Here is a 12,424-nt window from a genome sequence, read left to right on the forward strand (position 1 = left end):
AATAGTTAATGTAGAAGGGCTGAACAGCATGGTCTGTCAGCCCTGTAATATTTCATTAAAAAGGCAAACCCTATTTTTCGCCGTACCACAGTTTCAGCCGATTTTGAATTAGGCCAGTGTAGATTTCTTCAGCCTTTGGCACACCCGCCTGATCTAGCTCTTGGAGCATGCGGTCATACACAGCGTCGAACTGATCTGGCTTGGCGAGTACGGCCTCAGGAATGCGTTTGCGTACAATGTCCTGCGACTTTTGATAAATAACATTGTAATTCGTATTGGTCGGAACAGGCATGTTGTAGGCAGCCCCCCACTCTTTTACCGGAAAATCTTTTTCGTTCGGGAACAGGTCTTTCCACGTATGGGCTTTGTATGCCTGAAGGGACTCTTTCTCGGCTTGACTATAATTTTCGGTAATCATCTCCGGATAATTGGTTGTGTAATAATTGCCCGAAGGGTCCTTCACGCTATCGCCGTAATGTGGCCCCCATATCCAGTACAAACCGATACCTGACTCTCTGCTAAAAGAAGCGTTATCGGTGTTCTTACGTTGTTGCACATCCGCCGGAATGACTCGTTTGCCATTCTCTACGTTGTAATGCTGGCCTTCAATTCCCCAATTACGTAAAATTTGTCCTTCGTCGGAGGCCAGAAAATCCAGAAACTTGATAGCTCGCACCGGATTTTCACATGAGGTTGTAATTCCGATCCCGGATGCGGTATCGAAGCCGATGGGCTGGAGGGAATGGTCCTCGTATTTCTCATTTAAAGTGACTGGAAAATGGGCGTAAGTGAATTCATCCTTACCTGCTGCTTTGAGCGCATTTTCGGCATCTTGATAGTTCCATTCCTGATCAATGAGTCCGATGACACGGCCTGCGGCAATTTTGGACTTGTACTGATCACTTTTTTGCACAAAAGTATCCTTATCCAACAGTCCTTCATTGTACATATGGTTCAACCAACGGAAATATTCACGTTCTTCTGGGCGCTTGTAGTGAAGAATGGCTTTGTGTGTTTTAGGATCAATATAATATTCGCCATCGTCGGGTCCACCTGTAGCAGTAACAGCCGGGTTTGTCACTGTAATTTGAATTTTCCAGTCCTCGGCATCGAGTGATAGGGGGATGGTTCGCTGTCCGTTGGTGGTTGGATATTTGGCGACATAATCTTTAAGTGCTTTTTCAAAATCTTGAACGGTGCGGATTTTAGGGTATCCGAGCTTCTTAAGTGCCTGGTGCTGGATTTCGAAGCCGGCTTGTGCATCAAACGCAATGTGATCCACACCCAGATTGGTCGGGATCGTGTAGATGGCTGGATCTTCACTACTATATTTAATACGATTAAAATAGTCTCCATACACTTTCTTAATGTTAGGGCCGTATTTGTCAATGAGGTCGGTTAAGTCAATGAGTGCCCCGGCATCGACTAACTTGCCAATGTCTGATTTAGGGTACACGAGATCTGGATATTCTCCGCTCGCTGCCATTAAAGCAAACTTTTCCTCGCCTCGACCATTGACAGCATGTTCGGCATTTAGCGTAACGCCCGTTTTCTTGATAATTTCCTGTCCGACAGCATCCTTCATGTTGTTCCAGTTAGAGCTGGAATCACCGCCAAAGAAAGTAAATGTAATGGGACTGGTGTCATTAGGATCTTCCTTTTCTGCCTTACCGTCTGTTCCATTCGCACAGCCCGTTGTAACGAGCAGCAGCAAAGACAGGAGTAGAATAGAGCTCTGTCGTACCGACCTGTTCATGAACATTTGCAAATCCCCCTTAATAAGTATGATTTACACAATGTAAGTGTTTTCAATAGTAAATTGTAGGAAATAAAGAACCTCACGTCAAGTCATTTATAATTGTTTGTTATGCAGTTTGTTTTTTTATTAAGCAAACATATTTTAATGAAAAGTGTGGATTTGTGTAAATCCATCGTTTGATGATCTAAAACAAAGTATGCTACGATGGTACCAGTTTATAGGCATACCTGTATATTTAGAAGACTAAGGTAGAAAAAGATTTCGAATAGGGTTGGGTGAGGAGATGCGTGGAAAAGTAACATTACAGGAAATTGCGGATGCGGCGGGTGTTTCAAAGTTTGCTGTTTCGCGTGCACTGTCAGGCAAACCCGGTGTAAGTGAAGAGACGAGGGCGCTGCTGGTTAAGCTTGCTGCCCAGATGGGCTATTTTCGCAGTCATCCCAAAATGACTGGGATAGAGCCTCGGGACACAGATGCCAGAGAATGGTCGGGTACGGTGCTGGTGTTATTTCCAAATATTCGGCACCAGAACAGGGAATCCCGGTACTGGGGACCTGTATTTGAAGGGATTTCCGAGCGTCTGAACCGTAAGGGGATGGATATGATCACGTTAACGGAGCCCTCGACTGAGGATATGTTTTCTCTACTGAACCCGGAGGCGATTAAAGGGATTATCACAGTAGGGACAATTTCAACTTCGTTGTTGCTGAACATTTATCGGATGGGTATTCCGGTCGTCATGGTAGATCATTGGGATTCTGCATTTTTAAGTGATACGGTGTTTACAGATAATCGCACATGCATGAGTGAATTAATGAAGGATTTGCTGTGTAGGGGCTATACCCGCTTTCAGTTTGTGGGTCATATTGATGACGCTCACAGTTTCTACGAACGCTGGGAAGCTTGTCGTTCTACACTGGAAATGAGCGGAGTAGAATTGCGACAAAATAAAGTCCTTCTTCACGGAGGAGCGCAGGCGCTTGCTGAGGAAATGGACAAGTTGTCTGAGGACAAACTGCCTGAGGTTTTTGTATGTGCTAATGATGTGACTGCTGCGCAGGTCGTGGATGTGCTGAAAGAAAAGGGGATTGACGTTCCGAGGCGTTGCGGAGTGACCGGGTTTGACGATACGAATGAACAAATGCCAATTTATGCCACGGTGAGAGTGGATAAGGAATTGCTGGGAATGCGTGCAGTGGACCAATTGTTGTGGCGCATAACGAACCCGAACTCGCCTGTCGAGAAAAAGTTGCTACATGCTGAGCTATTCATACGGGAAGTTCATGCACCCCGGATCAGTCGGGAAAATGATGACCGTGAGCGTCCCATCAGCACAATCACATATAGTTAATGTCCAGATACGTGTGTGACACCATACATCGTGAAGACAAAGGAGGTCGCTTTTAGCCTGTTTGGGGCAGAGGGCGACTTTTATTTTGTATTTTGTCACTTGTTCCAAAAAAACAATTGACTACTTTGTTAGCTTAATGTTATTTTTGTTATGTTACTGACGAATCCAGATGTTCCCAATCATGCTTATAGGGAGGCTTGTGACGATGGTTAATGTGATAGGGTTGGATGGCTGGAGGTTTAGAGAAGCACAAAGTGATGAGTGGCTCAGCGCGAAAGTGCCGGGTTGTGTGCATACCGATCTTTTACGACATGGCAAAATTCCTGATCCGTTTATGGGTATGAACGAGATGGAGGTACAGTGGATTGATAAGCAGGATTGGATATATGAAGCCCATTTTGAGATAAATGCAGATCAGCTTCAATGTCAATGTGTAGAGTTGGTGTTGGAAGGTCTGGACACATACGCGGATGTAAAAGTGAATGATCAATCTGTCTTGTCAGCCAATAATATGTTTCGAGTATGGAGATGGGATGTGAAGGCATTGGTTCAGCAAGGGGAAAATCGGCTAGAAATCAGTTTTCGTTCTCCGATTGCTGAAGATGTACCCAAGCTGGAAAGCTTAGGTTATGGACTCCCTGCACCCAATGATCAGTCCGAAATAGGTGGTTTGTCCGATAAAAAGGTAAGCGTTTTCGCACGTAAAGCTCCTTACCACTATGGTTGGGATTGGGGACCGAGGCTGGTGACGAGCGGTATCTGGAGAGAGGTTCGGATCGAGGCTTGGTCCGGTCTGATCGTGAGAGACTTGTTTATTCGACAGGACGAAGTGAGTTCGGCAGGGGCTAAACTCATGGCAGTGGTAGAGATCGAAAATGCAGATGAGATTAGAGATGCCGAGTTGCGTATTTCTGCTGACGGCAAAGTGTGGTCCAAGCCAGTTCGGCTGCTGAAGGGGAAGCAGACAGTGGAGCTGGAGCTGGAGATGAAGAAGCCGAAGCTGTGGTGGTGCCGTGGACTGGGGGAGCCGCATCTATATACGTTTGTGGCCGAATTAGTGGAACAAGAACAAGGAGCTGTAATCGCGGAAAAATCAGTAAAAACGGGACTGCGTTCCATCCGTCTTGTACGGGAACGGGATGCAGCAGGAGAGAGCTTTTATTTTGAGCTGAACGGAATTCCGGTGTTTGCAAAAGGGGCTAACCATATTCCGAATGACAGCTTTGTCACTGAAGTTACGATGGAACGATATCGGTATGAAATTGCCAGCGCAGCCGCCTCGAATATGAATATGTTGCGAGTGTGGGGTGGCGGTATATATGAACAAGACGTATTTTATGAGCTTTGTGATGAATACGGTTTGCTCGTGTGGCAAGATTTTATGTTCGCTTGCAGTATGTACCCAGGCGATGAAGATTTTATAGACAATGTGGCACAGGAAGCCGAGGACAATATCAAGCGGCTGCGTAATCATCCCTGTATTTCCTTATGGTGCGGCAACAATGAGATCGATTCTGCGTGGGCGCATTATGAAGAGAATGGAGGCTGGGGCTGGAAAAAGAACTACACACCTGAGCAACGGGAACGCCTGTGGGATGATTATGAAATGCTCTTTCATCGGATTCTACCGGAGGCGGTATGCACCTGGTCAGCGCAGACAGCATATTGGCCCTCCTCCCCGCTAATTGACCTGACGAGGGATCGGAACCAGCATGCCCATCGGTCTTCAACTGCAGGCGATGTTCATTATTGGGGTGTATGGCACGCGTCTGAGCCGTTTGAGAATTATCATGTACATGTGGGCCGTTTTATGAGTGAATATGGTTTTCAGTCTTTTCCTGAATACAAGTCCGTTCGTACTTATGCGGAAGAGAAGGATTTGGAACTGGAATCTGCGGTGATGCTGGCACATCAGAAGAACGGTGCGGGCAATCGTCTGATTAAAGAATATATGGAGCGGTACATGCGAGAACCAAAGGATTTTACGGGTTTTCTTCCCATGAGCCAAATTTTACAGGCAGAAGCAATGAAAGCAGCTATAGAGGCGCATCGTCGTCACAAGCCTTATTGCATGGGAACATTATACTGGCAAATGAATGATTGCTGGCCCGTTGCCTCCTGGTCGAGTATGGACTATTTTGGTCGTTGGAAGGCGCTCCAATATACGGCTAAGCGTAGCTTTGCCGATGTGTTGTTGAGTGCAACAGATACAGAACAGGGGAATAAGGCACTACATCTGGTCAACGATACACTAGAGCCGATATCAGGTACGCTGCGGCTGACGCTTTTGCATATCCGAAGCAGCCAGGCTGTTCGTGAAGAGAATGTTAAGGTAAAGCAACCAGCAGGTGGTGCAGGAATTGTACATATACTGCCTATCGACAAATGGCTGAGTGGCCTGAACCGTGCGGAGCATATGCTGGTCGCGCGTCTGACGCAGAATGGTGAACAGGTGATCTCCAGTGAAATTTATTTTGCAGACACGAAAGAGATGGATTTACCGCAGGCAAAAATTGAAGTGACAGAGATTCAGGGAAGCGAGGCTAGCAGATTCATGCTGTGTTCGGATGTACTTGCCCGACACGTGTGGCTATCGGCAGAGCAGGAAGGTATTTTCAGCGACAACCATCTGGATCTGGCTCCCGGTATTCCAAAAACAGTGGAATTTTTGGCTTTGCACAACGGTTCATCGGCATTTGTGGCAGCTGCGCCGGGTACATTGGCAGTACATTCATTAGTCAATTGGATACAAGGTTAGACAACAGTAAAAGCTTATCCGTCTTTAAGTAGATGATGGATAGGCTTTTTTTTATAATATAAATTTATTTTTGTGATATGTGGAGCGATTTCATAATGTTCATATACATAACAAAAGAAGGCTTGGGAGCTGAGTGATAACAGATCATTTGTAAGAAATTTATCTATTCAGCATCTAACTGTTGGAATATAAAAAAACATATGGGCGGCCGAGAACTTGTAGAGGAAATCCGTCAGTTGGACTTTAGCAGGGTGGAGCTGAATTATAACATTACCCGGGAAATGCTAACGACGATTGAGCCTATGATTGAGCGGGGGAAAATCGGCATATCGAGTGTGTACAATACATTTCCTCATACACCAGATCCGAATTAGCACGAATTCCGTTCTGCTCGGGTTTGACGATGAGACCAAGCGACAACGTGCGATAGAACTGCTGGTGCAATCTGTGGAATATGCGCATCAGTACGGAGCAAAAGCGGGAATTGTGCATCCCGGACGACAGATGGCGAATGGACAGAGCGCAGCAACGGAATTTATAATGCCGTTAGCGGTATTATGCTAATTCATGCTGCCCGAATATTAAAACTACCGGAGCTACGCCTTTACCTGTGAGTGAAGTCTAAAACACAGTAAGCATCTATTTTTCGGGATGGGGTCGATTCCCAAAGAATAGATGTCTTTTTATGTTCATTTATGCAGAGGTGGAGCGCTTCCATTGAGCTTGAAGCCATTGTGGTGTACACTGTCCAGAACAGGTGTAAATTGGAACGTCAGGAAGGCAGGACGGTTACAAGGAGGGAAAGACACGTATGTATGCCCGTTTAAGATCGTTAAATTATCCAGTAAAACTTTATGTTTTTTTAACACTGGCCTTATGCTCCGTAATCAGTACATTGTGGATCATTAACGTGCGACTGCCCTCAGGGGGCCGCCCTTATCTTTTTATTTGGTGGAATATGATGCTGGCCTGGATTCCTATGCTGTTGACGCTGCTGCTTGATGTAGTGTATAGCTCGTGGAGGCGAGGAACGAGGACTTTTTTACTCTGGGTCACGGGGGCGGCATGGCTTTTCTTTTATCCCAATACACCCTATTTGATCACAGATTTGCTGCATGTATTCGCCAGATATCCGTTTCTCGGGGAGCAACGTTTCTGGGGAAATCCGTACTTTTGGAATCATGTATTGGGGATGCTGCTGGTAGCCATACTTGGCCTGACAATGGGATTTGTATCACTCGAATCCGTACGACAGTTGGTACAACGTGCACGTGGTGGGCTTGTTAGTTGGCTGTTTATGATGGCGGTACTCTTGTTGAGCAGCCTGGGTATTTATATTGGCCGTTTCTTTCGAGGGAACACATGGGATATTGTTTCTGCGCCTTCTCAACTGTATGCACAGGTATCTTCCATATGGGCAGACTCCTTGCAACGTACTCATTTTGTGGAGTTTAGCGGGATGGTATTCGTTATTTTGCTCGTCAGCTATGTATCCACGATGTGCGTAGTCTGGATGGGGAACAGCCGCCAGGACGAATGGCGTCGTTGGTGATTTTGTTGTAACTGAGTGGCTGAATATCATCATAAATATAAAAACAAAGGAGGAATAGCTACAATGAACGGACAGAATCGATCCGACATCCGCGCTGGTCTTCAGGTAGATATTGTACTTAAAAAGGATCAGCCTACCGGTAAGTTGACGCGAGGAACGGTGAAAGATATTTTGACCAATTCCCCACGTCATCCGCATGGAATCAAAGTGCGTCTGACAGACGGACAGGTTGGGCGTGTCAAACATATCGTAACGAACGAAGGCTAGAGCTTTGGGCTGAGGAGGAATGACGATGAACCAGGCAACGGCATGGTCTAAAAATGATCGCTACCCGCTTGTTTTACTTGTATTGCTGGCGCTTGCCCTCATTTGGTCTTTGATTCGCCCGGCGGATTATTTTACATGGGTACTGGAAGTTCTCCCAGCAGTTTTGGGAGCTGTACTGCTGGCGGCTCTGTACCGAAGATTTCGGTTTACCAATCTGGTATATACCCTAATCTGGCTGCACGCATTGATCCTGATTGTGGGCGGACATTATACCTATGCCGAAATGCCACTGTTCAACTGGATTCGGGACACGTTCGGACTGGAGCGCAATTATTATGATCGACTTGGGCACTTTGTACAAGGTTTTGTACCTGCACTCATTGTCAGGGAAGTGTTGTTGCGTAAAACGCCATTGGGAAGCGGGAGCTGGCTCACTTTCCTCACGGTTAGTGTGTGTCTGGCGATTAGCGCTGTGTACGAGCTGATTGAGTTTGCTGTAGCCAAGGCAACGGGAACAGCAGCAGAAGCCTTTTTGGGCACACAGGGGGATGTATGGGACACCCAATGGGATATGCTTCTTGCGTTCATCGGCGCTTTGACCGCAGTGATTTTGTTGAGTGGGGTACATAACAAGCTGCTGAAACAATTAAGATATTAGCAAAGGCTTTTCTTCTTTTATCTGCAATTGTAGTTAGACGGGGAAATAGTTAAGCTGATGAAGGGTGGTTACAGAATGCGTGAAGGAGCATTTTCTAACCACCCTTTAGCATCTGTAGCTATGAAGTCCTCAGAGTTACATTCGCCTCATGGGATGGCTATCAAGATGGAGGGTCGCTGCGTCCATGTAGCTGTCCAGTAGCCGTTCAAAAATACGGTCCCATGTCTGCTCCAGACTGTAGGCTCTACCAGTTCTGGATATAGCATCGCGAAGTGAGGCATCCTCATACAACAGGTGTACAGCTTTGGCAAAGGCAGAGGCGTCCCCAGCAGGACACAATAGCCCCGTTTTTCCATGGATTAGATTATCTTTTACCCCGCCTTCATTGGCACCGACCACAGATGTACCGCTCGCCATAGCCTCCAGTACTACGTTGCCGAAGGTTTCCGTGGTGGAAGGGAAGAGAAATACGTCGGCTGCGGCGTAGAGTTCAGCTAATTCCGGCCCTTTCACAAAACCAAGCCAGTGGAGTGCATGCTCCGGCACCCCTATATCCGCTGCAGTTTTGACCTTATATAATGGACCATCTCCTGCAATGGCCAGCACAGAGGCTGCGCGGACGTCGTCAGGTAACTGGAGGTAGGAATCCAGTAACGTGTCTATCCCCTTTTCTGGTGCAAGCCTGCCCACATACAAAATAACAAATGCATCTGCATGAACGTCCCATTTCTTCCATACTGCATGACGGTCCACCTTTGGTTGAAATCGGTCGGTATCAATGCCTCTGCTCCAGATTTCGAGCTGCCCCATTCCTTTATTGCGCAACAATTCCATGGTTGATTGAGAGGGGACATATACCCTTTCGCAATGTCTATGAAACCAGAGCATGTATTTCCATAACGCAGGTTCAAGCCAGCGAAGCTTGTAATATTCAAGGTATTTATCAAAGTGGGTGTGATATGAGGCAACGAGTGGAATATGGTGTTTGGCTGCGTAGCTTGTTCCATACAGGCCAAGGTTAAACGGAGTAGCGACATGAATCAAATGCGGGGAAAAGGCTGACAGACGCTCGTTGATCTGTTTGGCGTTGGGGATCGCAAGTCTGCATTCCCGGTACAACAAAAAGGGAATACTTCGAAATCGCTCTACACCCGGCCCAGAGGGCAGATGATGGTCTGCCTCCGGTGCGAAGACGAGCGTAGATACTCCATGTGTCTCCAGATAGCCAATCCATCGTTCCAGGGTCAGAGCAGCGCCATTCACGTCAGGCGTATACGTGTCCGTAAATAATGCAACTCGAAGCATGCCTTCATTCCTCCTCCGCCATTCTCATTTATCCTATGACGTTCCAGGGGAGTCCGCTTGGAGGCTCCGGCTTTTATTGTGTCATGATTTTGTTTACGGGCTTGCCGGGTTTTGTAAAAGCTGGCCCGCGGACGGGCGCTTACCTCGAAACATCCTGTAATAGGCGAGGGAGGATAAAATATAGAAAACACCTGTCATGCTAAATGTGATGGCATAGCCCCAGTAGTTGCCATAAGTTGTAACTAGATAGGCTTGTACAGGTCCCATACCTGCGGTGCCTAGCATCCAGGTCGTCTGGAGAATGGAGTTGGCAATGCCACGATTTTTATCTGACACACGTTCGACGAGAACGGCGGTTTGCAGCGGATTGGCTGCATTCATTAACGCTTGCCTGAATAGAAAGCTGATCGAAGCGATCCATAGCACGTTCGTAAAGCCTGTAATGAGAAGGAACGGTAGCGAAAGCAGTTGGAAACCAACTATAGCTCTGACTAGACCAATTCGGCTGCCGAGGGTAGGTCCGATCAACATGGAGAGGATGGTCATGAGCTGGCCGAGTGCAATCAGTAAACTCATTGCGCTGAGCGATACGGAGAAGCGGTTCGTAAAATACAAATTAAGATACGGGATGACCAGACCTGAACCCAGTCCAAGAAAAAACTGGGCCAGAACAAATTGTCCAATAACCCGGCGATCAGAAGAAGCAGTAGGTGTCTCCGAGGCAGGTATATCGGATGTACTGTACGGCGTCTGTACTTGTTCTGTTTGAGGTGAAGATTCGGCAGGAACGGGTGCTTCTAAGTTAGCCATAGTTTTTGTGATGAACAATAGAGGAATAAAAGCAGTCAATGTTGCCATTCCTCCAAGGAACAGAGCAACCCGCAGACTGGATAGCGGTGTGATTCCCCACGTCTGCAGCCCATCTGCCAGTACGCCACCCCCGAAGCTGCCCAGGACTTGGGCTGCCAGTACAAGAGCTGAGTAATAGCTGAATATTTTTAAACGTTGGGCTTTGCTTATGCTTTCTGCTAAAAAAGGCACGGCCAGCACCTGAATAAAGGCGGCGAATATACCTGAGATTACGGCAAATACCAACATGCTTCCGCTGGTATCTGTAAAGGTACGGGCGAGAAAGGCCAGGCCGCTGAATAACGCGCCGATGACCAGCATATTTTTGCGGCTTGTCCGATCCCCCAAAAATCCGACCGGAATGAACAGCAACGCCGTCGCCAGCGCCTGCATGCTGACCACTTGGCCGTTCATATCATCGTCAAAGCCAAGCTTTTGGATATACAGATTGTACAGCACAGAAAACATTCCTGTACCCATCTGGTACAACAGATTGGCCATAAAAAACAATCGGATATTACGCGGCCACTTTCGGGGCTCTTCTAACATTTTGCTAGTCCATGACACGATGAGTTCCTCCTGTGACGTGTTGCAAATAAGTTAATACTGTTGATATGTATTCTATCAGGAACTGTACATTTCATAAATATTCCTGATCTTCGCTTGTTTTGGGTAATAATAAAGCATGGACTTTACATTGAATTTTCATTATAGTAATTCGGTATGAATAAATTTGAAAGGTAAGCAGGAGGGATGGCTTTGGCTTTTGGAGCACGGGTGTTGAAAACGGGAATTGCAGTGACGCTCGCCCTTTTTCTGAGCACGCTTTTGAACACCCATTCGCCTGTGGGGGCAGCGATAGCCGCTATTTTTGCCATGCAACCGTCGATATATAGGTCGTGGCGTTATTTCTTGGATCAACTCCAAACAAGCACACTAGGTGCAATCATGGCATTGCTGGGCGGAATGGTATTTTCGAATGAGCCGATTGCAGTCGGACTCGTATGTGTATTGGTACTTATGATATGTCTGAAAATAAATATGGCTGATACGGTTGGATTGACACTCGTGACCGTTGTTTCTGTAATGGAAGCCTCAGGGGACTGGAAATTTGCGGTGACCCGCTTTGCGCTCACTTTGATTGGGATTGTGTCTGCTTTTGTCATCAATGTTAGCGTTTTTCCCCCGAAACCGAAAAGGCAGTTTATTAATCAGATTCAAAATGTCTTTAACAGCATGTCCTTGCTGCTGCGTACTGCCATTTCCGATGAGATTAAGGAGTCTGTCTTTAAAGAGGAAAAAGGAAATCTAGAGGGAGCCATTAAATCGCTGTCGGACAAATATCATTTGTTCGAGGAAGAGCAGAAGAAGCTCAAGCGCTCCAAGTTTAGTCAAACGAGACAAATGGTAGTATACAAACAAATGCTCGGAAGTTTACACAAAGGATATGAGGTACTGGATGCGGTGGAAAGGCACTACTTCCAGTCTTTACGGCCAAAGGGAACGGATGCTTTTTTTGACAGTCACCTGGAGTTGCTGATTCGTTTTCACGAGCACGCTCTACTGAAATTCGAAAATAAGCTAAAACCGAACGAGGACGAAAGTGAATTGTTCCAGCAGGCGAACGGCGAATTTATGAAGCATGCGATTACACGTTTTGACCATTGTCAGGAAGGAATGCTGCGGCTTTCTATTGTGGCTGCGGCGATGTACGACTATGGTCACCAGCTGGAGAGGTTGAGCAGATTGGCCGATCATATTCATCCTGTGGAAGAGAGCAGATAGGCGAATTTCCTAAAAGAAAAGCGACCGCATTCATCAATCAGATGAACGGTCGCTTTTTTATGTAATGAATTCAAGTATGTCAGAACAGGTTAATAGAAGGTTGCCAGAACGCACAAAAAAAGCCCGCTGGTTGCGAACAG

At 46.6% G+C, this 12,424-nt stretch carries 9 protein-coding genes and 1 pseudogene; 7 read left to right on the top strand and 3 right to left on the bottom strand.

The annotated features are described in order from the left end of the window. Positions 1–70 precede the first annotated feature (70 nt). Positions 71–1,762, bottom strand: a complete 1,692-nt coding sequence (locus tag MKY16_RS09415) for an ABC transporter substrate-binding protein (protein ID WP_340955125.1) — start codon at positions 1,760–1,762, stop codon at positions 71–73. A 280-nt stretch (positions 1,763–2,042) separates the two neighbouring features. On the opposite strand from MKY16_RS09415, the gene MKY16_RS09420 reads away from it, so the two are divergent. The 6 genes and pseudogenes from MKY16_RS09420 to MKY16_RS09445 all read left to right on the top strand — a co-directional run bounded on the left by MKY16_RS09420 (position 2,043) and on the right by MKY16_RS09445 (position 8,345). After that, positions 2,043–3,110 (top strand): LacI family DNA-binding transcriptional regulator, encoded by a 1,068-nt coding sequence (locus MKY16_RS09420; protein ID WP_340955127.1) that lies wholly within the window; start codon positions 2,043–2,045, stop codon positions 3,108–3,110. A 205-nt stretch (positions 3,111–3,315) separates the two neighbouring features. After that, on the top strand, positions 3,316–5,868 hold the full coding sequence (locus tag MKY16_RS09425) for a beta-mannosidase (protein ID WP_340955129.1): 2,553 nt from the start codon (positions 3,316–3,318) through the stop codon (positions 5,866–5,868). Positions 5,869–6,068: 200 nt separating this feature from the next. Continuing rightward, a pseudogene (locus MKY16_RS09430) lies at positions 6,069–6,366 on the top strand (sugar phosphate isomerase/epimerase); the annotation flags it as partial. 313 nt (positions 6,367–6,679) lie between these two features. Next, positions 6,680–7,420: a DUF1361 domain-containing protein gene (locus tag MKY16_RS09435; RefSeq protein WP_029516768.1), complete on the top strand. Its 741-nt coding sequence runs from the start codon at positions 6,680–6,682 to the stop codon at positions 7,418–7,420. A 63-nt stretch (positions 7,421–7,483) separates the two neighbouring features. Continuing rightward, a complete protein-coding gene (locus MKY16_RS09440) occupies positions 7,484–7,687 on the top strand; it encodes a YwbE family protein (protein WP_025721733.1) in 204 nt (67 codons plus the stop codon). A 25-nt stretch (positions 7,688–7,712) separates the two neighbouring features. Next, positions 7,713–8,345, top strand: coding sequence for a DUF2238 domain-containing protein (locus MKY16_RS09445; protein ID WP_029516769.1), 633 nt, complete (start codon positions 7,713–7,715; stop codon positions 8,343–8,345). Positions 8,346–8,480: 135 nt separating this feature from the next. On the opposite strand, the gene MKY16_RS09450 is transcribed toward MKY16_RS09445, so the two are convergent. Continuing rightward, complete coding sequence (locus tag MKY16_RS09450; RefSeq protein WP_340955134.1) at positions 8,481–9,650, bottom strand: glycosyltransferase family 4 protein; 1,170 nt, start codon at positions 9,648–9,650, stop codon at positions 8,481–8,483. A 93-nt stretch (positions 9,651–9,743) separates the two neighbouring features. Next, complete coding sequence (locus MKY16_RS09455; protein ID WP_340957562.1) at positions 9,744–11,048, bottom strand: MFS transporter; 1,305 nt, start codon at positions 11,046–11,048, stop codon at positions 9,744–9,746. 204 nt (positions 11,049–11,252) lie between these two features. Here MKY16_RS09455 and MKY16_RS09460 point away from each other — a divergent pair, with 204 nt between their 5' ends. Beyond that, positions 11,253–12,284: an FUSC family protein gene (locus MKY16_RS09460; RefSeq protein WP_175405266.1), complete on the top strand. Its 1,032-nt coding sequence runs from the start codon at positions 11,253–11,255 to the stop codon at positions 12,282–12,284. The last annotated feature ends 140 nt before the right edge of the window (positions 12,285–12,424 follow it).

Source organism: Paenibacillus sp. FSL L8-0641, from assembly GCF_038006265.1.
Classification (GTDB): Bacteria; Bacillota; Bacilli; order Paenibacillales; family Paenibacillaceae; genus Paenibacillus; species Paenibacillus polymyxa_D.